The sequence below is a fragment of the Pseudomonas sp. E1MeOHC2 genome (genome assembly GCF_058745025.1).
This window is the reverse complement of sequence record NZ_CP196675.1, coordinates 1,319,650-1,343,164: the sequence shown is the minus strand read 5'-3', so window position 1 is coordinate 1,343,164 and position 23,515 is coordinate 1,319,650. Positions and strand designations below refer to the sequence as shown.

The following is a 23,515-nucleotide window of genomic DNA, read 5'->3' as shown; positions in this document are numbered from 1 at the left end:
AGCCAGAGGCCCTGCATGGCGGGGCCTCTGGCTTTTTTGTATGGCTGGTTCAGGCAGTCGACGTTTCCCTGGCCACCGTCTTGTGCGCCAGCAAGGTGTAGATGCAAGGCAGTACGAACAAGGTAAACAGCGTCCCGATCGACATCCCGGTCGCAATCACCGTACCGATATCGAACCGGCTCACGGCGCCTGCGCCGGTCGCCAGGATCAACGGCACCATGCCAAACACCATCGCCGCCGTGGTCATCAGCACCGGCCGCAGGCGAATGGCGGCTGCTTGCTCGATCGCCTCACGCACATTCAGGCCTTTCTCTTCGCGCAACTGGTTGGCGAACTCGACGATCAGAATGCCGTGCTTGCTGATCAGCCCGATCAGTGTCACCAGCCCCACCTGGGTATAGATGTTCATGCTGGAGATACCCAGAAACAGCGGCAACAGCGCACCGCAGATCGACAGCGGCACCGTCACCAGAATCACCAGTGGGTCGCGGAAGCTCTCGAATTGCGCTGCCAGCACCAGGAAGATGATCGCCAGCGCCAGGCCGAAGGTCACCCACAGCGCGCTGCCTTCCTGGACGTACTGGCGTGCCACGCCGGCATAATCGAAGGCGAAGCCTTCCGGGGCCTCTTCACGGGCGATGTCCTGCACGGTCTGCAAGGCCTCGCCAAGGCTGACCATGGGCACGCCCTGGATGATCGCCGCGTTCAACTGCTGGAACTGGTTGAGCTGGCGCGGACGGGCGCGGTCGCTGAGGGTGATCAGGGTGGACAGCGGCAACAGTTGGCCCTGGTCGTTCTTCACGTAGTAGTTGTTGAGCCAGCCGGGGTTGTCGCGGTAAGGCCGCTCGACCTGGGCAATCACCTTGTAGCTGCGGCCCTCCAGGGTGAAACGGTTGATTTCCCCCTCGCCCAGCAAGGTCGCCAGGGTGCCGCCCAGGGCGTCCATCGAGACCCCCATCTGCGCCGCTTTGGCCCGGTCGATATCGACCACCACCTCAGGTTTGTCGAAAGCCAGGTCGATGTCGAGGAAGGCGAACTTGCCCGATTCCTGGGCGCGTGCCTTGATACGTTGGGCCACGTCCAGCAACGCCGGATAATCCCCTGCGGTATTGATCACGAACTGGAACGGCAGGCCCTCGCCGGTGCCGGGCAACGACGGCAGGTTGAAACCGAAGATCTGCAGGCCGCCGATTTCTTCGAGCTTGGCCTGCACCAGCGGGAGCAGTTCCATCTGCGTACGCTCGCGTGCGTTCCAGGGCTTGAGCAAGAAGCCGCCGATGCCGCTCTGCACACCGTTGAAACCGTTGATCTGAAACGACGAGTAGTACTCGGGGAAGGTTTTGAACAGGGGTGTGAACTGGTCGGTGTAGGCATTGAGGTAGTCGAGGTTGGCTGTTTGCGGCGAGCTGCTCATCATGAAGATCACCCCTTGGTCCTCGTTGGGCGCCAGCTCGTTCTGGGTGAACTTGAGCAGCACCGGGATCAGGCACAGGATGATCACCGCGAACACCAGCACCACTGGCCGGCTTTCCAGGGTGGCGTGTAGCAGGCGCTGGTAGCGCACCTTGAGGCCCTCGAACAGCACGTCGAGGCGATGGGCAAGGCCTGTGGGGTTCTGTTCCTGGCGCAGCAGCAGCGCGCACATCATCGGTGAAAGGGTCAGGGCGACGATGCCAGAGATGATCACCGCACCGGCCAGGGTCAGCGCGAACTCCTTGAACAGCGCACCTGTGAGCCCGGTAAGGAAGCCGATAGGGGCGTACACGGCAGCGAGGGTGATGGTCATCGACACCACCGGCATGGCGATTTCCCGGGCACCTTCCAGCGCCGCATCGAAAGGCGTCTTGCCTTCCTCCATGTGCCGGTGGATGTTCTCCACCACGACAATGGCGTCGTCCACCACCAGGCCGATGGCCAGCACCATCGCCAGCAGGGTCAGCAAGTTCAGCGAGTAGCCCATCATCTGCATGAAGAACAGCACGCCGATCATCGACAACGGGATGGTCACCACCGGAATCAGTACCGAGCGCAAGGCGCCGAGGAACAGGAACACCACCACGATGACAATCAGCACCGCTTCGCCGAGGGTCTTGATTACCTCGTCGATGGAGGCCTGGATAAACAGCGTGGCGTCGTAGGCAATCGACACCTTCAGTGCCGAGGGCAGCTGGCTCTCAAGCTCCGGCATGATGCGCCGGACTTCCTTGATCACCTCCAGCGGGTTGGCGGCCGGTGTGGCCTTGATGCCGATGTAGACGGAGGGAATGCCGTCGAACGAACTGACCGTGTCGTAGTTTTCAGCGCCCATCTCCACCCGTGCCACATCGCCCAACAGCACCCGGCTGTCGCCGCTGGTCTTGACCGGCAGGGCGGCGAACGCCTCGGCGGACTTGAGCTCGGTGCTGGCGTTGATGCTGGTGACCACGTACTCGCCCTTCACCTCACCGGCGGCAGAGAGGAAGTTGTAGCGGCGCACGGCGTTGGTCACGTCAGTTGCCGAGAGGCCGTAGCCGGCCAGTTTCACCGGGTCGATCCAGATGCGCATGGCAAACACCTGGTTGCCGAGAATCTCCGCTTCGGCCATGCCCGGCAGGGTGGCAAGCTTGGGCTGGATGACCCGTGACAGGTAGTCGGTGATTTGCGGGTTGCTCATCTCCTTGCTGTAGAAGCTGATGTACATCAGCGCCGAGGCATCGGCCGCCTCCTTGCTTAGCACCGGGTCTTCGGAATCTTGCGGCAGCTTGTTGCGCACCTCGTTGGCCTTGGCCAGCAATTCGGTGAACAAACGGTCGCTGTCGGCGCCGATGCGCGCATAGATGGAGATGATCGAGAAGTTCTGGCGGCTCACCGAGGTCATGTAGTCGATGCCTTCGGCGCTTGCCAGGCTCTGCTGCAACGGCTGGGTGATGTAACCCTGGATGGTTTCGGCGTTGGCGCCAGGGTACGCGGTGGTCACCGTGATCAGGGCGTTTTCCATCTGCGGGTACTGGCGGATCTGCAGTTTGCTCCAGGCCTGAAAGCCCAGCAGCAGAATCAGCAGGCTGACGACGGTGGCCAGGACCGGGCGACGGATGAACGGGTCGGTGAACGCCATGCCTGCCTCCTGTCAGTCGTTGTGCGGGGTGTTTTGATCAGGTGTGCCTTGATCAGGCGTGAGCGCCTTGTCCTGGCCGATGCGGATCGCCGCGCCGGGGGTGAGCTTGAGTTGGCCGGCGGTGACCACTTGCTCGCCAGCCTTCAGGCCCTTGCTGACCACCACCACGCCGTCGCGGCGCTCGCCGGTCTGCACGGTGCGCTGTTCGGCGATGAGCTGCGGTTGGCCGTCGTCGGTTTTTTCCGGGTTGCCATCCTTGTCCTTTTTGGCGGTGGCGACATACACCGAGTTGCCATAGAGGGTGTAGGTAATGGCGCTTTCCGGGACCACCACGCGCGGCTGTGGAGCGGGCAAGAGGATCAGCAGGTTGGCGAACATGCCCGGCAGCAGCTTGCCGTCAGGGTTGGCCAGGGTGGCGCGGGCCAGCAGGTTGCGGGTGCTTTCCTCGACCTTGGGGTTGATGGCGCTGAGGCTGGCGGGGAAGGTCTGGCCAGAGTAGGCGGCGACCTGGACCAGCACCTGCTGGCCCAGGCTCAGGTGGGGCAGGGCCTGTTCGGGCACATTGAAATCGACGTAGAGGCTGGACAGGTCTTGCAGGGTGGCGATCACCGTGCCGGCTGCCAGGTAATCGCCGACATCGACCTGGCGAATACCGATGGTGCCACTGAAGGGGGCACTGATGCTTTTCTTGGTCTTCGAGGCCTTGAGCTGATCGACTACTGCCTGATTGCGCCGGTATTGGGCGGTGAGGCGATCGTACTCGCCGCGGGAAATGGCCGAGTCGCCGACCAGCTGGCTGCCACGGCCGAAATCGACCTTGGCCAGGCCCAGGTCGGCCTGGGCGGTGCCGAGCAGGGCGGTTTCCTGGTCGTCGTTGAGTTGCAGCAGCAGTTGCCCGGCCTTGACCTTCTGCCCGGAGTCGAAGTGCAGACTTTTGACGATGCCTTCGACTTCAAGGCTCAGCTCGACACCTTGCAGGGCCTTGAGGCTGCCGACGGCGGGCAGGCGCGCTTGCCACTGGCGTTCTTCGGCCAGTGCCGCCGACACGGTGATGGGCGGCTTGGGGGCAGCGAACACCTGGATCTGCTGGTAGATCGAGAAGGCCTTGTAGCCTCCCAGTGCCAACACGATCAGCAGAACGACGGCCAACATGATGAGCATGCGGCGGCGCAGCATAGGTCCGGTTCCTTGGATGCGTGGTTGTTATTCGTTTTGACACGACAACGGGCGATCCTGCCCACGTGTGGATGGGGGAAGTATTGACTGTTTTTTGTAAGTGGGTGAAAGGAATTGAACCGCTAATTATACGCGGTCCCTGTAGGAGCGGCCTTTCGCGACGCAAGGCCGCTCCTACAAGGCCGGTGATAATCAGGCCAGGTGCAGGTGGTTGTCCCAGAACCCGGAGGGCAGGTCCATCGGCTGGCCGATCAGCTCGGCCTTGCGGCAGTCATAAAAGCGGCAACGCCCCTGGCCAGAAGTTACGACAAAGCCATCCTTCACCGCACCTACGCCTGCGCAGTCGGGCATCGGCGCATCCAGCTTCACCGCGCCACTGTCCAGGTCCCAGACGAACAACCGGTTGGCCCGTGGCGCGGTCAGCGCCACCAGCCGCAGGTCGCTGTGAATGGCAACGCTGGCGGTGTACTGGGCCATGGCCTGCAACTGCCGCTCTGGCACCGGGAAGGCCTTGAACGGCTCGCCTGGGCGCTTGATGGCCAGCAGCTCGGCGGTTTCGTCGGCGTCGCCCATGAACTGCTGGCAGGCGGCGATGGTGCCGTCGTCGCCGATGGCCAGGTGACGCACGCTGTTCATCTGCTGGGCGAGGGTTTCCTTGCTCAGCAAGGTGCCGTCGCGCTGCATCAGCACCAGGCTCGGTTGCATGGCGTCGAGGTTCATCTCCACGCGGCTTTCGGCCTCGGTGCGAATGCCACCGTTGGCCACCACCAGGGTTTCCCCATCCGGCAGCCAGGCCACTTCGTGCGGGCCGATACCGTGGGTCGAAAGCTCGCCGCTGTGCACCAGGCGCTCGCCTTCGAAACGGTAGACACCGAGCACGCCACGCCCAGGTTCGGTGGTGTCGTTCTCGGTGGCGTACAGCCACTCGCCGCCCTTGTGGATGACCGCATGGCCATAGAAGTGGCGGTTGGGCTGCGAGACCACGGTTTGCAGCAGCCGCCCGTCGCGCAGGTCGACCAGGTAGCTTTCGGTACCTGGGCGGCGGGCGACGAACAGGGCGATCGGCAGCTCGGGGTGGTTGATGATGGCATGGCAACGCTGGGCAACCTGGGTGCTGAACACCTGGGTGCCGTCCAGGCGGAACCCGACGGCGTAATGCTTGCCATCGCCGTCGTCACGCGCCGAGAGCAGCAGAGGTTCGCTGCCTTTGTTGCGGAACAGGCTCCAGCCGCCCAGGGTGAGGGCGCTGAGCAGTACGCTACCGAGTTTGAGGGCCTGGCGTCGCAGCATGATCAGTCACCGTCGTTGGCATTGAAGCCCAGCTGGATGTTCAACGCTTTGGCCAGCTCGCCTTCGTGCAGGCGATGGACGACGTTGAGGCTGTCGTAGATCTGGTTGAGGGTCTGCTTGCCAGCGTCGTCGGCCAGCAGTTCGCCCAGGGTCTTCTGGTTGTCGGCGAGCAGTTTGACAGCGCTGGCGTAGGCGTCGTCGATCTTGTCCGCCAAGGCCTTCTGGTCGCTGCCCAGCAGGCCACGCAGGCCCTGGTTGTCGACCCCGACCCAGACCGCTTGGGCAGCCTTGAGGCTGGCCTCCAGGCTCTTGAGCGACGAGTGGCTGCGCCAGGCTTCGGCCTGCAGCGGCTGGGCGATGCCCTTGCTCTGGCGGCCCATGGGTGCACCGAGTTTCTTCTTCAGGGTATCGAGCGCGGTGACTTGAGCGCGCAGCAGGTCGGCGATGGCCTCGTGGGAATCGGCGTAGCGCTGGTTGGGGAACTTGGTCATCTGCGAGAGCATGCCGTCGGTGCTGTTCCAGCCCTTGAGGATCTCCTCGGCCAGGGCCTTCTGGTGCTCGGCGATGGCCACCAGCAGTGGGCAGTAGCGGGCTTTCTGCTCAGCCGTGGCAACGTCCGGCTTGCTGTCGAAGAGGATGTACTCGTAAGCCGACAGGCCGCGCACCACGACGCTGGCCTTGCCCAGGGCAGCGGCGTCGACGGGCTTGTCGCCGTTGACCAGTTGCTCGACCTGGCGGCCGACCAGGTTCTTCTTGTCAGGCCAGAACTGTACCTGCCAGGCACGGTTGCCTTCGGCCAGCGGGCCGACCAGCAACGGTTGCAGCTCGGCCCAGGCTTTCTGCGCCATGAGGAAGTCGGCGCGGGCGGTGTCCAGGCTGGCCTTGCCTTCGCAATAGGCCAGGGCGCTGACGGCCAGTTGGCGGTCGGCTTCGACCCAGCGGCTGTAGGTCGGCAGGATCACCTGCTTGGCGATGGCGGCGGAGGTCACGGCTTGCGGGTCCTGCGGCGAGCAGGCGCCGAGGGCGAGTGCGGCGAGGCTGGTGAACAACAGTTTGGGTCGGAACATGCCCGGCTCCTTGCGCGTTTAAAGTGAGTTCAGGAAAGCCAGCAACGCGGCGCGCTGCTCGGCATTGAAGGTGAGCACGAAATCGCGCGCCGCTTGGGCTTCGCCACCGTGCCAGAGCACAGCTTCGAGCAGGTTGCGGGCGCGGCCGTCGTGCAGGAACTGGCTGTGGCCACTGACCGTTTCGCTCAGGCCGATACCCCACAGCGGCGGGGTGCGCCAGTCCTGGCCATTGGCCGCAAATTCGGTGCGCTCATCGGCCAGGCCCGGCCCCATGTCATGCAACAGCAGGTCGCTGTAGGGGCGGATTACCTGGCCGGCCAGCTCGGGTTCGGCCGCGGTTGTGGCGGTGGTGAACTGCGGGGTATGACAGCCCTGGCAGCCGGCCTGGAAGAACAGGTTCTTGCCTGCCAGCACCTGGGGTGAACCCACCTCGCGGCGGGCAGGCACGCCCAGGTTGCGGGTGTAGAAGGTCACCAGGCGCAGAATGTTGTCGCTGACTTCCTTTTCGCCCCCGTTGCCATCGCCATTGGGCGCGGCCAGGCAGTCGACTTGCGCTGCGGTGCAGTCATCCTTGGGTTGCAAGGTGGTGGTCAGGCCCATGTCGCCGGCAAACGCATGGACGTTCTGCTGGTTGACGTTGGGTTGCCCGGCTTTCCAGCCGAAACGGCCAACCACGGTCTTGCCCTGGGCGTCGTCCCAGACCCGGTTGGCCCGACCGCGGATGCCGTCGTGGTTGCGGTCGTCCGGGTCTTCGTTGGCCAGGAGGTCGGCTTCAGGGATGGCTTCGAGCAGGCCAAGGCCGATCATCGGCGGTGCCACACGGGCCGAGAAGCGGGTATCAGGGTGCATTGCGCCGTAGCCCAGCTGGGTGATCTGCAAGCTTGGGCGGCGCAGCTCGACCTGATGGCCGTCCTTGAAGGTGACGGCTTGGTTGGCGTAGGTCACGCGCACCTTGCCCTCCGCTGCCACACCGGGGATTGCCATGTCCTGCAACTGGGTGCCGTACACCGGCTCGGGGACCACGCCCAGGCGCTCGACCACCTTGGCCAGGTAAGGCTGGTCGGGGATCGACAGGCGTACCAGCATCGACACCGCGTTGCTGTCATCGAGCTCGGGTGGATGGCCTCGGCCATCGCGTACGTGGCAGTTCTGGCAGGCATTGGTGTTGAACAGCGGGCCGAGCCCATCACGCGCGGTGGTGGTGGACGGGGCGATCACCCACGGGTTGCGGAAGAAACTGTTGCCGACGGCGAAGTCCAGGCGCCGCTCGGGCGAGAGGTTGGCCGAGGGCAGGGAATAGGCATTGCGATCACTGCGCTGGACAGTCGCCTTGCCACCCGACAGCGCTTCGCCGGGCTCGGCCTGAGTAAAACGCGGGGCGTCGTCACAGGCGGCGAGGGCAAAGGCCAGCAGCAGGGGAGAGAGTCGGAACAGCGACGAGGACATCAAGGATCCTGGGCGTGAGCGAAAAACCGGCGTGCAAGCTTAGCAAAGTGGGGGTGTTTGAATAAGAGCAATTTGCAATTGCTGGATGAAATCCGTGTCAGCTTGCCTGTGCTGGCCTCTTCGCGGGGCAAGCCCGCCCCCACAGGTTTGCATTGCTCTCAAAACCGAGGAGGTTGTGGGAGCGGGCTTGCCCCGCGAAGAGGCCGGCACAGACAGCACAAAACAAAAAGGCGACCCGAAGGCCGCCTTTTCAGAACCGCTACAGCCGAATCAGAACTCGTGATCCGCAGTATCCGGGTTCAGGTTGGCAATGCCCAGCTTGCCTGCGGCCTGCTCGATCGCACCGGTTTGCTTGACCAGCGAGGCGATGGCATCACGCACGATCTGGTTGCCGGCAGTATTGTCGGCGGCGATCAGCTGGTCGTAGTGCTCGCCTTTCAGGGCGTGGTCGACGATCACCTGGATCTTCGCTTCGGTTGCTTCCAGGTCGGCCTTCAGGGTGGCGTCGGTGGCCGGGTCAACCTTGGCCACCAGCGACGACAGGCTCGGGCCGGTCAGCTTGGTGCCATCCGGGCGGGTGTATTCGCCCAGGTAGACGTTGCGGATGCCCTTGGCGTCGTAGAAGTGCGAGTAGTGGGTGTTGTCGCTGAAGCAGTCATGCTCGTCTTCAGGCGAGTTGGCTTCCAGCGAGACTTTCATGCGCTCGCCCGCCAGTTCGCCCAGCGACAGGCTGCCCATGCCGAACAGCATCTTGCGCAGGCCATCGTTGACCGACTCGGCTTCCAGCTTGGCGCGGTAGTTGTCGGCAACATTCGGTGCCCAGTTGCCGACCATCTCTTCGAGGTCTTTGACCAGCAGGTCGGTGACCGCTTTCAGGTAGGCGCGACGGCGGTCGTTGTGGCCGCCGGTGGCGCCGTTGCCTTCCAGGTAGTCGGAAGCAGGGCGGTTGCCAGCACCTGGGCCGGTGCCGTTCAGGTCCTGGCCCCAGAGCAGGAACTCGATGGCGTGGTAGCCGGTGGCGACGTTGGCCTCGGAACCGCCCAGCTCGTTCAGGCTGGCCAGCTTCTCAGGGGTGATGTCCTTGACGTCGACCTTCTCTTCGCCGACCTGGATCTCGGTGTTGGCGATGATGTTGGCGTTGGCGGCCGGGTTGCCCAGGGCGTGCTCGTAGCTCTTGTCGACGTAGTCGATCAGGCCTTCGTCCAGGGGCCAGGCATTCACTTGGCCTTCCCAGTCGTCGATGATGGTGTTGCCGAAGCGGAAGACTTCGCTCTGCAGGTAGGGAACGCGCGAGGCGAACCAGGCTTCCTTGGCGGCCTTCAGGGTTTCGTCGTTGGGCTGGGCGAGGAACGCGTCGACGGCAGTCTGCAGGGTCTTGGCGGTGCTCAGCGAGTCGCTGTACACGGCGTAGACCAGTTCGGCGTAATGCTTGACCACGGCTTTGCCGGCCGCTTCATCGACAGCCCCAGGCGCCGCGGCGGGGGTGGTGGCGGCAGCAGGTGCCTGAGCTTGCGGAGCAGCGGCCTTGTCATCCTTTTCGCCGCAACCGGCGAGAGCGATGGCGATGGCCAGCAGACTGGCGGAGGCCAGAGGCATTCGAATCATTGTTGGTTTCCCTGCGTCGTGTGGTTGGACCGTGCGCCGTGGCACGCGAAACCGCAACATCATGCGAAAGATTTGCATTTGCTGTAAAGGGGCGAGCGCGCAATTCATGTAAATGCCCGTCACCGCCTGTAACCAGGGCTGACAGGGTCAGAACATGGAAACCTGATTGCGCTGTGCCTGCTTGAGGAAACTGGTCAGTTCGCGTGCCGAAAGCGGCTTGCTGTAGTGGTAGCCCTGACCCTCGTGGCAACCCTGGGCGATGATGTAGGTTTCCTGCTCGGCGGTCTCCACGCCCTCGGCGATCACCTGCATGCCCAGGCTTTTACCCAGCTGGATGATGGCGCGGACGATGGTGGCGTCGTCATCGTCGTCGAGCAGGTCCTGGACGAAGCTCTTGTCGATTTTGATCTTGTCCAGCGGCAACGACTTCAGGTAACTGAGTGACGAATAGCCGGTGCCGAAGTCGTCGATGGCGATCAGCGCCCCGGAGCGGCGCAGGCTGAGCAGGTGCTGGGCAGCGGTGCTGATGTCTTCCATCAGGCCAGTCTCGGTCACCTCCAGCTCCAGGCTGCGGGGCGGCAGGCGGTAGGCCTGCAGCAGGTTGTTGACCACGCGGGGCAGTTCGCTGTGGTGCAGTTGCACGGTCGACAGGTTGACCGCCATGCGCAGGTCGCTGAAGCCCAGGTCGTGCCATTCGCGCAGTTGCCGGCAGGCCTGGTCGAGTACCCACTCGCCGATGGTGATGATGTTGCCGTTCTGCTCGGCCAGCGGGATGAACTGGTCGGGCGGGACCATGCCCAGCTCCGGGTGTTGCCAGCGCAGCAGGGCCTCGACGCCGACCACGCGGTGGTCGCGGTAGCTGATTTGCGGCTGATACACCAGGTACAGCTGATTGCGCGGCAGCGCTTCGCGCAGGTCTTTTTCCAACTCGCGGCGGCGACGCATCTCGCTGTCGACGCTGGCGATGTAGAACTGGTAGCGGTTGCGCGAGCGGGCCTTGGCCAGGGTCATGGTCTGTTCGGCTTTTTGCAGCAGCTTCTCGGTGCTGTCGCCGTCTTCGGGGAACAGGGTGATACCGATGGTGGCGCGCAGGCGGATTTGGTGGTGGTCGAGGTCGAACGGCACTTCCAGGTCGTCGAGGATGCTCTGGGCCAGTTCGGCAGCTTCGTAGGGCTGTTCGATATTGGCCTGGACCAGGGCGAACTGGTCGCCCCCCAGACGCGCCAACGCCCCCAGGCGGCCACTGTGGGCGCGCAGGCGGTCGGCCAGGGCCAGCAGCAACTGGTCACCGACCTGGTAGCTGAACTGCTCGTTGATGCCTTTGAAATCGTCCAGGCCCACGCACAGCACCGCGACGCGATGTTGCAGGCGGCCGCCATCGACGAGGATCTTATCCAGTTGCTGTTGCAGTTGCTGGCGATTCGGCAGGCCGGTGAGGAAGTCGTACTGAGCCATGCGTTGCAGGCTGTTCTCGGCTTCGTGGCGCAGGTGGGTATTGCGCTCGATGGAGGCCAGCAATTGGTTGGCGGTGTTGACCCACAGCCCCAGTTCGTTTTTCTCGTGGCCCTTGAGCAGCGGGATCTGGTGCTGGCTGGGGCGATCGGGGTTGATCTGGGTGAGATGCTCGATGATTTTCGACAGGGGCTTGGTCAACAACCAGTGGTAGACCAGGTACAGCACCAGGCCCATGGCCAGGGCACGCAGCACGCCGGAGATGAAGATGATCACGGCGTTGATCAGGAAGTCTTCGCCATACGACGAGGTGTCGAGGGTGATGCTCAGGTCGCCGTAGTATTCGCTGTAGGGGCCGCGGCCGACCAGTTGGGTGGTGTAGGTGCGTTCCTGGCCGAGGATCAGGTCGGTCAGCCAGCGCATGGACATGTCCTGCAGCGGGCGGGATTTTTCGGCCAGCATGGTTTCGTTGGGGTGACCGATGGACGCCATGCGCACCGACTCATCCTGGAACAGGCCTTCCATGACCTGCATGCCCATCTCCCGGTCAAGGCTGTACACCGCCTGGGTCGAAGGGTCGCGGAACATGTCGAGGATGCGCTGGGCATCGTTGTTGACAGCCTGGCGGGTCTTGTAGGTGTCGTAAACGATTTGCGCACAACTGAGCACGACGCCCACCGCGAGCGCCGACAGCAGCACGACCCTGAGCAACTTGACCGACAAGCTGTTCCGCAATTCCAGCTTCAATGGGGTTTCCTTAATCCATGCGCGTGGCATCATTTTGCCATCAATGAAACCAATACACTATCGGCCGGTGTGCCACGGACACAGCGCGAGAGGCGGGGTTGTCCTTGGCAGTATATCGGTCGCCAGGCCCTGCAACTTGAGTGCGCTGCATCAACTTTCCAGAGGTTTGATGTTAGCGCGCATTCTGGGCTGAGCAAGAGCCATTGAAGGGGCATAAAAAAACCCGGCACCAAGGCCGGGTTTTTCATTCAAGGCTGAATAGGCATCAGGCCTTGAACGTGTTGCCTTCGAACTGTTCGGCAACGAATGCCCAGTTGACCAGGTTCCAGAACGCCTCGACATACTTCGGACGTACGTTGCGGTAGTCGATGTAGTAGGCGTGTTCCCAGACGTCGCAGGTCAGCAGCGGGGTGTCGCCGTTGGTCAGCGGGTTGCCGGCGCCGATGGTGCTGGCCAGGGCCAGGGAACCGTCAGCTTTCTTGACCAGCCAGCCCCAGCCAGAGCCGAAGGTGCCAACCGAAGTCTTGGTGAACTCTTCCTTGAACTTGTCGAAGGAACCGAAAGCGGCGTTGATGGCTTCAGCCAAAGCACCGGTCGGTTGGCCGCCGGCGTTAGGTGCCAGGCAGTTCCAGTAGAAGGTGTGGTTCCAGACTTGAGCGGCGTTGTTGAAGATGCCACCCGAAGAGGTCTTGACGATCTCTTCCAGGGTTTTGCCTTCGAATTCGGTGCCTGGGACCAGGTTGTTCAGGTTCACGACATAGGTGTTGTGGTGCTTGTCGTGGTGATACTCCAGGGTTTCCTTGGAGATGTGCGGCTGCAGGGCATCGTGGGCGTACGGCAGCGGCGGCAATTCAAAAGCCATGGTGGATCTCCTGATTCAGGTCTATTTGCGGTTTGCGCAAGGCCGATCACGGGCGGCCCGATAAGCGTCGGCGAGTTTGTACTCTTTGCGACGCAAGGGCTGGATCATAGCACCGGGACTTGCGCATAACCACGCAACAAAGATAGGGAATAGAGGTTCCAGAGCGGTTGGCCGCTGCCGACCAATGGCCAGTTACCGCCCCTGGTCAGTTGAAGATCAGCTGCGCCGCCACCGCGAACATCATCACCGCCACCATCAGGTCGAGCATCCGCCAGGTCGCTGGCCGTGCCAGCCACGGTGCCAGCCAGGCCGCGCCGATCGCCAAGGTCGAGAACCACAGCAACGACGCACTGGCCGCCCCCGCCACGTAGGCCCCAGGCACCGTCTGCTGGGCACCGAGCGAGCCGATCAAGAGCACGGTGTCGAGGTACACATGGGGGTTGAGCAAGGTCACCGCCAGTGCACTGAGCAGCACCGCGCGGCGCGAGCGCATGCCCTGGCCTTGCTGATGTTGCAGGCTCTGTTTGGAACAGGCGCTGCGCAAGGCCTTGGCGCCGTACCAGAGCAGAAACACCGCGCCGCCCCAGCGGGCGATGGCCAGCAGGGTCGGGTTATGTGCCAACACCGTGGCCAGGCCGAACACCCCGGCAGCCACCAGCAGGGCGTCACAGACGATGCACAGTGCGGCCACTGGCAGGTGATGCTCGCGGCGCAGGCTTTGCGCGAGGACAAAGGCGTTCTGTGCGCCAATGGCCATGATCAGGCCGAAGGCCACCAGCATGCCGTTCAGATAGCTTTGCCACATGGCGGGGTACTCCAGAAAAAGGACCATAAATGATGCTGGCTATTGTGGTGACTCGCGCTGTATAAGAAAAACAAATAAAGCTGATCTGTCATTAGGAAAATCGATGTTCGACTACAAGCTGCTGGCCGCCCTCGCGGCGGTGATCGAACAAGGTGGCTTCGAGCGCGCGGCGCAGGTGCTTGGGCTGTCGCAATCTGCTATTTCCCAGCGCATCAAGTTGCTCGAAGCGCGGGTTGGCCAGCCCGTGCTGGTGCGTGCCACGCCACCGAGCCCGACTGAAGTCGGGCGCCAGCTGCTCAACCATGTGCAGCAGGTGCGTCTGCTTGAGCGCGACCTGCAACGCCAGGTGCCAGCGCTGGACGAGGAGGGCATGCCGGAGCGTTTGCGGATTGCCCTGAACGCCGACAGCCTGGCCACCTGGTGGGCAGGTGCGGTAGGGGCGTTCTGCGCCGAACAGCGGGTGTTGACCGACCTGGTGGTGGAAGACCAGGACGTGGGCCTCAAACGCATGCGTGCGGGTGAAGTGGCAGCCTGCCTGTGTGGCAGCGAACGGCCTGTGGCCGGCGCGCGCAGCCTGCCCTTGGGGGCGATGCGTTATCGGGCGCTGGCCAGCCCGTTGTTCATGGCGCGGCATTTCCCACAGGGGTTCGAGGTCAAGCGCCTGGCGCGTACGCCGGCGATCGTATACGGCCCGGACGACTTCCTGCAACACCGCTACCTGGCATCGCTGGGCATCGAGGACGGTTTCTTGCACCACCTGTGCCCGTCGTCCGAAGGTTTTCTGCGCATGACTGAAGCCGGGCTGGGCTGGGGGCTGGTGCCGGAGTTGCAGGCCCGCGAACAACTGTCCAGCGGGCAATTGGTGGAAATATGCGCCGATACTCCCATCGATGTGCCGCTGTACTGGCATCATTGGCGCAATGGCGGGCAACTGCTCGCGCAATTGACCGATCACCTGCGGCACACGGCACGGCAATGGCTGGTGCCCTTGTAGCCACGGCTGGCGTCAGTTGCATCTGAAATCTGGCAAGGCGGAGTCTTACATGCGAATTCTGGTCACCGGCGCGAGCGGCTTCATCGGCGGGCGCTTTGCGCGCTTCGCCCTGGAGCAGGGCCTTGACGTACGGGTCAGCGGCCGACGTGCCGAAGGTGTCGAGCACCTGGTCAAGCGCGGCGCGCAGTTCATCCCTGGCGACCTGGGGGATGCCGAGCTGGCCCGGCGCCTGTGCCAAGGTGTCGATGCGGTGGTCCATTGCGCGGGCGCGGTGGGCAACTGGGGGCGTTTCCAGGATTTTCACCAGGGCAATGTGGTGGTCACTGAAAACGTGGTCGAGGGTTGCCTGAAGGAGCATGTGCGGCGCCTGGTGCACTTGTCGTCGCCGTCGATCTACTTCAATGGCCGCTCGCGCCTGGACATCCGTGAAGACCAGGTGCCGCGCCGCTTCCATGATCACTATGCACTGACCAAGCACCTGGCCGAGCAGAAGGTGTTCGGTGCCCAAGAGTTCGGCCTTGAGGTGCTGGCGCTGCGCCCGCGCTTCGTCACCGGGGCCGGTGATGCCAGTATTTTTCCACGGCTGATGCAGATGCAACGCAAGGGCCGCGTGGCAATCATCGGTAACGGCCTGAACAAGGTCGATTTCACCAGCGTGCACAACCTCAACGAAGCGTTGCTCAGCGCCCTGTTCGCCGACGATCGCGCCCTTGGCCAAGCCTACAACATCAGTAATGGCCACCCGCTGCCGCTGTGGGATGTGGTCAATTACGTGATGCGCCAGATGCAACTGCCCCAGGTTACCCGCTACCGCTCCTACCGCCTTGCCTACAGCATGGCCGCGTTGAACGAGGCCGCCTGCATGCTGTGGCCGGGCCGGCCACAGCCGACCCTGTCGCGCCTGGGCATGCAGGTGATGAGCCGCGATTTCACCCTGGACATCAGCCGCGCCCGGCAATACCTGGACTATCAGCCCAAGGTGAGCTTGTGGACGGCGCTGGACGAGTTCTGCGCCTGGTGGAAGCACCAGCCCGAAGGCCTGAAGATCGGCTGAAAATGATGATGGTCATCAATGCGCCGTGCTTGCGGTTTATACTCGTGCCTCTTTGCGACTACCGCGGTTGAATGTATCCATGCGTAACCATGCTCACAATGACTACGATGACGTGCCTACCTTGCGGGCGGGCACCGTTGATGATGACGAACTGATGCCGGCGCACGTGGTGCGCAGCCGCCAGAAAGCCGCTCGCGGTACCAGCACGGCGCCGCTGTGGGCGTTGCTCGGGGCTTCGTTCATTGCATTGGCGGGGCTGGGCTGGTGGAGCTTCCAGCAGATCTCGCTGATGGAGCAGCAACTGGTCGCAACCCAGGAAAGCTTTGCCCGCATCAGCGAAGAGGCAGCCGGGCGCCTGCAGGCGATCAGCGGCAAGGTGGCGGCCAGCGAGTCCAGCGTGACCACGGGTAGCGAGGAGCTGAAATTGCAGCTACGCCAGTTGCAGAAAGGCGTGGCCGGGCAGACTGGCGACCTGGGCAAGCGCCTGGAGCAGGTGCTGGCCGATACCCGTGAACAGCAAAAGGCCGTGACCGAGCTACAGACCCAGTTGCAGGCGCAGTTGAAATTGGTGAACGGCGAACTGGCGGCGTTGAAGTCGGGCCAGGTCGATGGCGGCAAACTGGATACCCAGTTCAGCAAGCTGGATACCCAGCTCAACACGCTGGATACCCAGTTCAAGACCTTGACCACTGATGTGGCAGCCTTGAAAGCAGCGCAGGTCGATGGCGGCAAGCTCGATGGGCAACTCAAGAGCCTGGGCAGCGATATAGCGGCGCTGAAGAAACAGGGCAACCCGAGTGCGGCGATCCAGAGCCTGGAACAGGACATGCTGGTGTTGAAGAGCCAGATCGACAATCGCCCGGCGGCTGCGGCGTCGTCGAGCGGTGCTTCGGTGCAGGAGTTCGATGCGTTCCGTGGGCAGATGACCCGTAGCATCAACACGCTGCAGAGCCAGATCCAGAACCTGCAGCAGCAGATCAACGCGCGGCCTTGAATACCCCGTGTAGCGGGTAGGAGCAGCACAAGGCTGCTCCTGCACGATCACATCCGTGGGTAGTCGATATACCCCACCGGCCCCTTGCTATAGAACGTTTCCGGGTGTGCCTGGTTCAACGGCGCATCCGCCGCCAGGCGTGCCGGCAGGTCCGGGTTGGCGATGAACGGCACACCGAACGCCACGGCGTCCGCCCGGCCATTGGCCAGCGCGGCACTGGCAGTGGCCTTGGTGAAGCGCTCGTTGACAATGTAAGGGCCGCCGAACGCTTGCTTGATCAGCGGGCCGATGCTGTCGTCAGCTTCCTTTTCACGTGAGCAGATGAAGGCGATACCGCGCTTGCCCAGTTCGCCTGCCACGTAGGTGAAGGTCTCGGCCCGGTCGGCGTCGCCCATGTCGTGTGAGTCGGCGCGCGGCGCCAGGTGTACGCCCACGCGGTTTGCCCCCCACACTTCAATGGCGGCGTCGGTTACTTCCAGCAGCAAGCGTGCGCGGTTTTCCAGTGAACCACCGTAGCGGTCGGTGCGCTGGTTGGTGCTGCTCTGCAGGAACTGGTCGAGCAGGTAGCCATTGGCACCGTGGATCTCCACGCCATCGAAGCCTGCGGCCTTGGCGTTTTCGGCACCGCTGCGGTAGGCCTCGACGACATCGACGATCTCTTCGGTTTCCAGCGCACGCGGGGTCGGGTAGTCGCTGAGCGGGCGCACCAGGCTGACATGGCCTTTGGGTTGGATCGCGCTGGGTGCCACCGGCAGTTCGCCGTTCAGGTAACTGGGGTGCGAGATGCGGCCAACGTGCCACAGTTGCAGGAAGATGCGCCCGCCGGCGCCGTGCACGGCCTTGGTGACGTTGTTCCAGCCACGTACCTGTTCATCGTTCCAGATGCCAGGGGTGTCCGGGTAGCCGACCCCCATCGCCGTCACCGAAGTCGCTTCGCTGAGGATCAGCCCGGCACTGGCACGTTGCACGTAGTACTCGGCCATCAGCGCGTTGGGCACCCGGCCTTCATCGGCGCGGCAGCGGGTCAGCGGGGCCATGATGATGCGGTTGGGCAGTTGCAGGTCGCCCAGCGTGATCGGATCGAAGAGCGTAGTCATGCGGTTTCCTTTTCAGAGCGCTTGGCTCAACTGTGCGAGGAAGGCCTGAATGGTCTCCTCATTGCGTTTGAAGAAGTGCCATTGGCCGATCTTCTGGCTGCTGATCAGGCCGGCGCGCTGCAAGATGGCCAGGTGGGCGGAGACGGTCGACTGCGACAGGCCGCAGCGTTGGTCGATCTGCCCGGCACAGACACCGTGTTCGATGCTGTGGTGCTGGTCAGGAAACTGCGTAGCCGGGTCCTTCAGCCAGTCGAGGATTTCTCGCCGGACCGGGTGGGCCAGGGCTTTTATTATTTCGTCCAGATCGAGGGGCATGGGGTAGGGCTCGTGGTGAAGCGGTAGCTCGCGACAGGGCAAAATGTAAATCGGTATTTCGCGATATACAAATATGAAGAGGTGCTGAGCTGAGCACTAATCGTTATATCGTGTCATGACGATATAAAGGGCGGCAGTGCTAAACTTGCGCCATGAACTACCTCGCACACTTGCACCTGGGCGGCCCCGCGCCGCAGCAATTGCTCGGCAGCCTGTATGGCGATTTCGTCAAGGGCTCGCTGGAAGGGCGCTTTCCCCCAACGCTGGAAGCGGCGATCCGCCTGCACCGGCATATCGACAGCTATACCGACCGTCATCCCCTGGTACTGGCCGCACTGGCCCGGTTTCCCGCGCAGCGGCGGCGCTTTGCCGGCATCGTCCTCGATGTGTTTTTCGACCATTGCCTGGCCCGGCATTGGGCGGACTATGCCGAGCAGCCGTTGCTGCAGTTCACCGGCGATTTCTATCGGGTGCTGCTGGCCGAGCCTGAGTTGCCGGGGCGTCTGGCGCGCATCGCGCCGTTCATGGCGGCGGATGACTGGCTGGGGGCGTATGGCGATTTTGAGACCTTGGAGCAGGTGTTCAACGGCATCGCGCGACGGCTGTCGCGGCCGGAGGGGATGAGCGGTGTGATGGGGGAGCTGGAGCGGTTGTATGAGCCGCTGATGGCGGATTTTCGTGAGTTTTATCCCCAGTTGCAGGCGTTTGCGGCGGCGGGGCGGGTGTCTAGTTAATCTTCTGCTGACTGCTCCGGCCTCTTCGCGGGCAAGCCCGCTCCCACAGGTACACCGCCTACTTTAAGGCCTGCGGGGACACTGTGGGAGCGGGCTTGCCCGCGAAGAGGCCGACACAGGCAGTACAAGAAAATCAGGCAGCCCGCGCTTGGCGCCGCGGCACCAGCTCTGCCTCATCAACCCCAAACAACGCCACATGAATGGCCTGCTGCGCCTGCAATGCCAGCACCGCACGCTCCTTCTGCGCACTGGCTATTGGTGGCAGCAGATGAATGCACACCTCGCCACGCGGCTGGGCAAACAGGCGCATCAGGTGCGACACCAGGTCATCATCGCCAATGAACGGCGCAATCGGATCAGCTTCGCCATTACGCAAGTATTGGATAGCCACCGGCTGCACCGGCACCCCTTGATCGATGGCTCCTGCCAGCAATCGACCGTGGAAGGTACGCAACTGGCGGCCATCGGTGGTGGTGCCTTCCGGGAAGATCAACAGCGGCCGGGCGTCGCCCAGTTGCTCGCCGATCTGCTCTCGCAGACGCTGGCTGTCGCCACCGCCGCGACGGATGAACAGCGTGCCGGCTTTATCCGCCAGCCAGCCGGCTACTGGCCAGTGGCGTACTTCGGCCTTGGACAGAAACGACAGCGGAAGCAGCATGCCGAGCAGGGGTATGTCGGTCCAGGAAACATGGTTGCTGACCCACAGCATCGGCAGCTTTGGCCGCTCGCCAAGCACCCGAACCTCGAAGGGCAAGGCGGCGACCAGGCGTTTCATGAACAGGCAGGCCCAGCGTTGACGGCGCTCGGTCGAGGGCTTCAGGCCCAGGCGTTCACCCAACGCAATCACGCTGGCCATCAGCATGCCCAATAGCAGTACCAGGATCAGCCGTGCAAGGCGGGCGAGTACCCGCAACTTGGGCATCAGACTGCCGCCTTGAAGTGGCGGGCGTAGCGCGGGCAGAGGTCGTCGCGCTTGAGCAGGATGAACACATCGGCGACCTGGAAATCCTCGTCCCAGCACGGCTCGCCGCAGATCTTCGCGCCCAAGCGCATATATGCCTTGAGCAGCGGTGGCATCTGGGCGATGACGTTGTGTGGCAGGGCCAGGTTCGGCAGGGGCTTTTTCGGCTCGGCACGCAGGTGCTCGGTGCACAGGTAACGCTCGCGCAGGCGCTGCATGACCGCATGGGCCTGCACGCCACCGTCCTGCATGGGAATGCTGGCGCATCCCATCAGGTAGCTGTAACGCCCCTCGTTGAGCACTTCGGCAAGCTCGCCCCAGAGCACGGCGATGGTGCCGCCGTTGCGGTATTCGGCAGCCACGCAAGTACGGCCCAGTTCAAGGATCGGCCCTTGCAACTGCAGCAGGCCGTGCAGGCGGAACTCTTCTTCGCTGTAGAAGCGGCCCAGGCTGCTGGCCGCCTGGTGATCGAGCAGCCGCGTGGTGGCGACCAGTTCGCCGGTACTCAGGTCGCGCACGCCGATGTGGCGGCAGTGCGGGTCGTAATCGTCCATGTCCAGGCCGTGTTCGGCACCGTTGAGCTTGGCCTTGAATTCTGCGCTGAACACTTTGTAGCGCAAGGCCTGTGCTTCCTGCAGGGCCGTGGCGCCGACCAGGCGTTCGGCTTGCAGACGGCGTTCAGTGCTGTTGTCGCCAGTGTGAGCGATCCGAGTCATTACGAGTCTCCATAAGCCAGCCATGAAGGGTTGCGGCCGGTCGGCTTTGTTGTGCAAAGTCAGCCTAGGTAGACGGGGTGTCACCCCTGTGAATCTTTGGTGATGCTTGCGTGACACCCTCCGACAAACCCCAGCATGGAGCTGTGTCCGATGGCCTGGTTACAACGACTCAACGACCCGCTGCGCCAACCTGTGGCCGGCACCCTGGGCGAAACCTACGCCGCGCTGCTCGAGCGCCTTGGCCAGGTTGCCCCCTTCGAACTGGCGGTGCTCGGCGGGCGCGCCATGGCCACCCCGGGCCTGGCGTTTCTGATCGGCTACCAGGCTGCCTTGCGCGTACTCTGGCCCAGCGCACCGCCCAGCCTCGGCGCCTTGTGCGCGACCGAACGGCGTAGCGTGCGGCCGGCAGACATGCGCACCCGTGTCGACGGGTTGCGGCTGACCGGTAGCAAGGATTTCGTCACCGCCGGCCTTGAGGCGGAGTGGTTGCTGGTAGCGGCGCGCAGCGAAGCGGCAGGCGAGGCGCCACGGCTGAAGCTGGCGGTGGTGTACCCCGGTGAGCCGGGCGTGACGCTGGCGGCGCTGCCGATTTTGCCGCTGATGCCTGAAGTCGGCCATGGCCGCTTGCTGCTGGAGCAAGCGGCTTGCGAGTTGCTGGCGGGCGATGGCTGGGACGCTTACGTCAAACCGTTCCGCTCGCTCGAAGACCTGTATGTGCTTGCTGCGTTGACGGCCTGGCTGTATGGCGTGGGCCAGGAATGTGCGTGGCCACAAGCGCTGCGCCTGCGTTTGCTGAGCCTATTGGCCGGGTGTGCCGAGGGCAGCCGCCAGTGTGCGGACAGTGTGGCTTGCCATTTGTTGTTGGCAGGGTTGTTTGCGCAGTTTCAGGCGCTGCGGGGTGATATCGATGAAGCGTTGCTGGCTGGGCCAACGCACTGGGCGCAGATCTGGCAGCGTGATCAGGGGGTGATGGCGTTGGCTGCGGCGGCGCGGGAGAAGCGTCTGGCCAAGGCATGGGCGGCTGCAGGATTGTCATGAAAGGCCGGCAGACTCGGTTGAACTGTTGAAGTTTGGGGCTGCGCAGCAGCCCCAATGCCTGCAACCCGAGGCCCAAGTGCACAGCCTTCTAAGCGCCTTATTAACAACGCTCATCCTGGTAACTGCCTCGGCCTGCGCCGAAGACTGGCCAGCCCCCGACTGGCAAACCGACCCTACAGTCATCGACTGGCAAGCTGTCGATGCCTACGCCTTCCCCGCTGACGGCAGCCTTCGCACCGATGCCCTGCTGATCATCCGCGACGGCCGCATTCTCTATGAACGCTACACCAACCCCACAACGGCCCATACCGCGCACCTCACCTGGTCGGTGAGCAAGAGCGTGCTGGCCACGGTGCTGGGTATCGCCCAAGGCGAAGGGCGCTTTCGGTTGCAGGACCCGGTAGCCCGCGTCTATCCACCCATGCGGGCACACCCGGACGTGCGCCTGGCCGACCTTCTGCACTGGGCCAGCGGCCTGGACTGGCAGGAAGACTACGAATACGCACCGCTAAACTCCTCCGTGGTGGCCATGCTTTATACCCGCGGTCGCGCGGACATGGCGGCCTATACGGCGGCGCGGCCAGCGGCACGCAGACCGGGGCAGCGCTTTGTGTACTCCAGCGGCGACAGCAACCTGCTGGCTGCGGCGTTACGCGGCATGCTCGATACGGGGCAGTACGCCGACTACCCGTGGCAGGCGCTGTTCACGCCGCTGGGTATCAACAGCGCAGTGTGGGAACGCGACGCTGCGGGTACCTACGTTGGTTCTTCGTACCTGTACCTCACTGCCCGGGACTTGGCGCGCATAGGCCTGCTGATGCAGCGCGAGGGGCGCTGGGGTGATCGGCAATTGCTGCCTGCGACCTGGGTGGCTTTCAATCGCACGCCGTTTGCACAGGCCGAGCCTGTACCCGGCGAGCCCAGCCCTGGCGGCCACTGGTGGCTCAACCATGCGCAGGCGTGGCCAAATGCGCCGGCTGACACCTACGCCGCGCTTGGTCACTGGGGCCAGGCGCTGTACGTGCTGCCGACGCAGAAATTGCTGATTGTCCGCTATGCCGATGACCGCGACGGCACCTACCAGCATGACCAACTGCTCAAGCGGGTGCTGGCTGCGCTGGCCGGGGAGGGCGCATGAAACGGGCGCTGCTGATGCTTCTGGTACTGCTTGTCGGGTCGCTGGGCTGGAGCGCTTGGCAGGCGCGCCAGGCCTTGGCGGATTTCCCGGGCATCCTCTCGGCCTACTCGGCCAAGGAGTATTGCTCATGCCGCTTCGTCATGGGCTTTGACCCCACGTACTGCAAGGGCTACGTGAAACAGTGGCTGCCCCTAGGCCTGCTGGAAGAAAGCACCGCGCAGCGTTTGGTCACGGCCGAAGGCCTGGGCCGGCGCAACCAGGCCGCATGGCAGGGCCCACGCGCGGGCTGCCGCTTGCTGCCATGATGGCGGGCGGGTAAGGTTGCGGTCTTGTTTCACGAGATCTGTCATGTTCAAGTTGCCCCGTCTTTTGCCCGCATTGTTGCTGGCGCTGTGCCTTCCCGCCCATGCCAACTGGCACCTCGATGGCGAGTCGTCGCGCCTGTCGTTTATTACCGGTAAAAACGGTGATACCGCCGAAGTTCATCGCTTTCTGGTGCTGCATGGCACGGTAGACCGCAAGGGTATGGCTGGCCTGAGTATCGAAATGGACTCGGTGAGCAGCGGCATCCCCCTGCGCGATGAGCGTATGCGTGATGGCCTGTTTGAAGTCGAGCGTTTCGCCGAGGCGACCGTGAAGGCCCAACTGGACCTGCGGCCGATCAACGACCTGGCCAACGGCGCGCAAATCGAATTGCGCCTGCCGCTGACGGTGACGCTGCATGGCCAGTCCCACCGTTACAACGCCTTGCTGCTGGCCACGCGGCTGGACGAGCGGCGCTTCCAGGTGGTTACCCTGGAGCCCCTGGTGCTGCGCGCCGAGGATTTCGGCCTGGTGCCGGGGCTGGAAAGCCTGCGCAAGTTCGCCGGGCTCAAGTCCATCAACCCTTCGGTACCGGTCAATGCGGTGCTGATTTTCACCGCCCGCTGA

The 23,515-nt window shown here is 63.5% G+C and carries 21 protein-coding genes; 8 read left to right on the top strand and 13 right to left on the bottom strand.

Annotated features, from left to right (window positions below; all coding sequences use genetic code 11):
- Positions 1–49 precede the first annotated feature (49 nt).
- The 9 genes from ACSSU5_RS05925 to ACSSU5_RS05885 form a co-directional block, all read right to left on the bottom strand.
- Entirely contained in the window at positions 50–3,094 is a 3,045-nt protein-coding gene (locus ACSSU5_RS05925) for a multidrug efflux RND transporter permease subunit (protein WP_264311723.1), read from the bottom strand.
- Positions 3,095–3,106: 12 nt separating this feature from the next.
- Positions 3,107–4,270, bottom strand: coding sequence for an efflux RND transporter periplasmic adaptor subunit (locus tag ACSSU5_RS05920; protein WP_492560796.1), 1,164 nt, complete (start codon positions 4,268–4,270; stop codon positions 3,107–3,109).
- A gap of 192 nt (positions 4,271–4,462) precedes the next feature.
- A complete protein-coding gene (locus ACSSU5_RS05915; RefSeq protein ID WP_264311725.1) occupies positions 4,463–5,560 on the bottom strand; it encodes a DUF1513 domain-containing protein in 1,098 nt (365 codons plus the stop codon).
- A gap of 2 nt (positions 5,561–5,562) precedes the next feature.
- Positions 5,563–6,627 carry an imelysin family protein gene (locus ACSSU5_RS05910; protein WP_264311726.1) on the bottom strand — a complete coding sequence of 355 codons (1,065 nt, stop codon included), beginning with the start codon at positions 6,625–6,627 and terminating at the stop codon, positions 5,563–5,565.
- Positions 6,628–6,645: 18 nt separating this feature from the next.
- Entirely contained in the window at positions 6,646–8,073 is a 1,428-nt protein-coding gene (locus ACSSU5_RS05905; RefSeq protein ID WP_492560795.1) for a di-heme oxidoreductase family protein, read from the bottom strand.
- 270 nt (positions 8,074–8,343) lie between these two features.
- Positions 8,344–9,678 carry an imelysin family protein gene (locus ACSSU5_RS05900; protein WP_264311728.1) on the bottom strand — a complete coding sequence of 445 codons (1,335 nt, stop codon included), beginning with the start codon at positions 9,676–9,678 and terminating at the stop codon, positions 8,344–8,346.
- Positions 9,679–9,825: 147 nt separating this feature from the next.
- Positions 9,826–11,877: a putative bifunctional diguanylate cyclase/phosphodiesterase gene (locus ACSSU5_RS05895; RefSeq protein ID WP_264311729.1), complete on the bottom strand. Its 2,052-nt coding sequence runs from the start codon at positions 11,875–11,877 to the stop codon at positions 9,826–9,828.
- A gap of 265 nt (positions 11,878–12,142) precedes the next feature.
- Positions 12,143–12,739 carry a superoxide dismutase gene (locus tag ACSSU5_RS05890; protein ID WP_095064204.1) on the bottom strand — a complete coding sequence of 199 codons (597 nt, stop codon included), beginning with the start codon at positions 12,737–12,739 and terminating at the stop codon, positions 12,143–12,145.
- A 205-nt stretch (positions 12,740–12,944) separates the two neighbouring features.
- Complete coding sequence (locus ACSSU5_RS05885) at positions 12,945–13,544, bottom strand: LysE/ArgO family amino acid transporter (RefSeq protein ID WP_264311730.1); 600 nt, start codon at positions 13,542–13,544, stop codon at positions 12,945–12,947.
- Between the two features lie 103 nt (positions 13,545–13,647).
- On the opposite strand from ACSSU5_RS05885, the gene ACSSU5_RS05880 reads away from it, so the two are divergent.
- From ACSSU5_RS05880 to ACSSU5_RS05870, 3 genes are all read left to right on the top strand, one after another.
- Positions 13,648–14,538, top strand: a complete 891-nt coding sequence (locus tag ACSSU5_RS05880; RefSeq protein ID WP_492560794.1) for a LysR family transcriptional regulator ArgP — start codon at positions 13,648–13,650, stop codon at positions 14,536–14,538.
- Positions 14,539–14,587: 49 nt separating this feature from the next.
- Entirely contained in the window at positions 14,588–15,592 is a 1,005-nt protein-coding gene (locus tag ACSSU5_RS05875; RefSeq protein WP_264311732.1) for an NAD-dependent epimerase/dehydratase family protein, read from the top strand.
- Between the two features lie 79 nt (positions 15,593–15,671).
- On the top strand, positions 15,672–16,586 hold the full coding sequence (locus tag ACSSU5_RS05870; protein ID WP_264311733.1) for an ATPase: 915 nt from the start codon (positions 15,672–15,674) through the stop codon (positions 16,584–16,586).
- A 47-nt stretch (positions 16,587–16,633) separates the two neighbouring features.
- Here the strand turns inward: ACSSU5_RS05870 and ACSSU5_RS05865 are convergent, their stop codons facing one another.
- Both ACSSU5_RS05865 and ACSSU5_RS05860 read right to left on the bottom strand, forming a co-directional pair.
- Positions 16,634–17,683, bottom strand: coding sequence for an alkene reductase (locus ACSSU5_RS05865; protein WP_492560793.1), 1,050 nt, complete (start codon positions 17,681–17,683; stop codon positions 16,634–16,636).
- 12 nt (positions 17,684–17,695) lie between these two features.
- The gene (locus tag ACSSU5_RS05860) at positions 17,696–17,998 is read right to left on the bottom strand and encodes an ArsR/SmtB family transcription factor (protein ID WP_492560792.1); all 303 of its coding nucleotides are present in this window, start codon (positions 17,996–17,998) and stop codon (positions 17,696–17,698) included.
- A gap of 152 nt (positions 17,999–18,150) precedes the next feature.
- Here ACSSU5_RS05860 and ACSSU5_RS05855 point away from each other — a divergent pair, with 152 nt between their 5' ends.
- On the top strand, positions 18,151–18,732 hold the full coding sequence (locus ACSSU5_RS05855) for an acyl carrier protein phosphodiesterase (RefSeq protein WP_492560791.1): 582 nt from the start codon (positions 18,151–18,153) through the stop codon (positions 18,730–18,732).
- Between the two features lie 133 nt (positions 18,733–18,865).
- On the opposite strand, the gene ACSSU5_RS05850 is transcribed toward ACSSU5_RS05855, so the two are convergent.
- Positions 18,866–19,654 carry a lysophospholipid acyltransferase family protein gene (locus ACSSU5_RS05850; protein ID WP_492560790.1) on the bottom strand — a complete coding sequence of 263 codons (789 nt, stop codon included), beginning with the start codon at positions 19,652–19,654 and terminating at the stop codon, positions 18,866–18,868.
- Positions 19,654–20,409 (bottom strand): L-ornithine N(alpha)-acyltransferase, encoded by a 756-nt coding sequence (gene olsB, locus ACSSU5_RS05845; protein WP_492560789.1) that lies wholly within the window; start codon positions 20,407–20,409, stop codon positions 19,654–19,656. Before olsB ends, ACSSU5_RS05850 begins: the two co-directional genes overlap by 1 nt.
- Positions 20,410–20,559: 150 nt before the next feature.
- Here olsB and ACSSU5_RS05840 point away from each other — a divergent pair, with 150 nt between their 5' ends.
- From ACSSU5_RS05840 to ACSSU5_RS05825, 4 genes are all read left to right on the top strand, one after another.
- Positions 20,560–21,447 carry an acyl-CoA dehydrogenase middle domain-containing protein gene (locus tag ACSSU5_RS05840; protein WP_492560788.1) on the top strand — a complete coding sequence of 296 codons (888 nt, stop codon included), beginning with the start codon at positions 20,560–20,562 and terminating at the stop codon, positions 21,445–21,447.
- 76 nt (positions 21,448–21,523) lie between these two features.
- Positions 21,524–22,585 (top strand): serine hydrolase domain-containing protein, encoded by a 1,062-nt coding sequence (locus ACSSU5_RS05835; protein WP_492560787.1) that lies wholly within the window; start codon positions 21,524–21,526, stop codon positions 22,583–22,585.
- The gene (locus tag ACSSU5_RS05830; RefSeq protein ID WP_492560786.1) at positions 22,582–22,890 is read left to right on the top strand and encodes an amidase; all 309 of its coding nucleotides are present in this window, start codon (positions 22,582–22,584) and stop codon (positions 22,888–22,890) included. Before ACSSU5_RS05835 ends, ACSSU5_RS05830 begins: the two co-directional genes overlap by 4 nt.
- 43 nt (positions 22,891–22,933) lie before the next feature.
- Complete coding sequence (locus tag ACSSU5_RS05825) at positions 22,934–23,515, top strand: YceI family protein (protein ID WP_492560785.1); 582 nt, start codon at positions 22,934–22,936, stop codon at positions 23,513–23,515.

Coding starts and splice junctions, on each gene's coding strand:
- ACSSU5_RS05925 (WP_264311723.1), bottom strand. CDS start 3,094: ATGGCGTTCACCGACCCGTTCATCCGTCGCCCGGTCCTGGCCACCGTC.
- ACSSU5_RS05920 (WP_492560796.1), bottom strand. CDS start 4,270: ATGCTGCGCCGCCGCATGCTCATCATGTTGGCCGTCGTTCTGCTGATC.
- ACSSU5_RS05915 (WP_264311725.1), bottom strand. CDS start 5,560: ATGCTGCGACGCCAGGCCCTCAAACTCGGTAGCGTACTGCTCAGCGCC.
- ACSSU5_RS05910 (WP_264311726.1), bottom strand. CDS start 6,627: ATGTTCCGACCCAAACTGTTGTTCACCAGCCTCGCCGCACTCGCCCTC.
- ACSSU5_RS05905 (WP_492560795.1), bottom strand. CDS start 8,073: ATGTCCTCGTCGCTGTTCCGACTCTCTCCCCTGCTGCTGGCCTTTGCC.
- ACSSU5_RS05900 (WP_264311728.1), bottom strand. CDS start 9,678: ATGATTCGAATGCCTCTGGCCTCCGCCAGTCTGCTGGCCATCGCCATC.
- ACSSU5_RS05890 (WP_095064204.1), bottom strand. CDS start 12,739: ATGGCTTTTGAATTGCCGCCGCTGCCGTACGCCCACGATGCCCTGCAG.
- ACSSU5_RS05885 (WP_264311730.1), bottom strand. CDS start 13,544: ATGTGGCAAAGCTATCTGAACGGCATGCTGGTGGCCTTCGGCCTGATC.
- ACSSU5_RS05880 (WP_492560794.1), top strand. CDS start 13,648: ATGTTCGACTACAAGCTGCTGGCCGCCCTCGCGGCGGTGATCGAACAA.
- ACSSU5_RS05875 (WP_264311732.1), top strand. CDS start 14,588: ATGCGAATTCTGGTCACCGGCGCGAGCGGCTTCATCGGCGGGCGCTTT.
- ACSSU5_RS05870 (WP_264311733.1), top strand. CDS start 15,672: ATGCGTAACCATGCTCACAATGACTACGATGACGTGCCTACCTTGCGG.
- ACSSU5_RS05865 (WP_492560793.1), bottom strand. CDS start 17,683: ATGACTACGCTCTTCGATCCGATCACGCTGGGCGACCTGCAACTGCCC.
- ACSSU5_RS05860 (WP_492560792.1), bottom strand. CDS start 17,998: ATGCCCCTCGATCTGGACGAAATAATAAAAGCCCTGGCCCACCCGGTC.
- ACSSU5_RS05855 (WP_492560791.1), top strand. CDS start 18,151: ATGAACTACCTCGCACACTTGCACCTGGGCGGCCCCGCGCCGCAGCAA.
- ACSSU5_RS05850 (WP_492560790.1), bottom strand. CDS start 19,654: ATGCCCAAGTTGCGGGTACTCGCCCGCCTTGCACGGCTGATCCTGGTA.
- olsB (WP_492560789.1), bottom strand. CDS start 20,409: ATGACTCGGATCGCTCACACTGGCGACAACAGCACTGAACGCCGTCTG.
- ACSSU5_RS05840 (WP_492560788.1), top strand. CDS start 20,560: ATGGCCTGGTTACAACGACTCAACGACCCGCTGCGCCAACCTGTGGCC.
- ACSSU5_RS05830 (WP_492560786.1), top strand. CDS start 22,582: ATGAAACGGGCGCTGCTGATGCTTCTGGTACTGCTTGTCGGGTCGCTG.
- ACSSU5_RS05825 (WP_492560785.1), top strand. CDS start 22,934: ATGTTCAAGTTGCCCCGTCTTTTGCCCGCATTGTTGCTGGCGCTGTGC.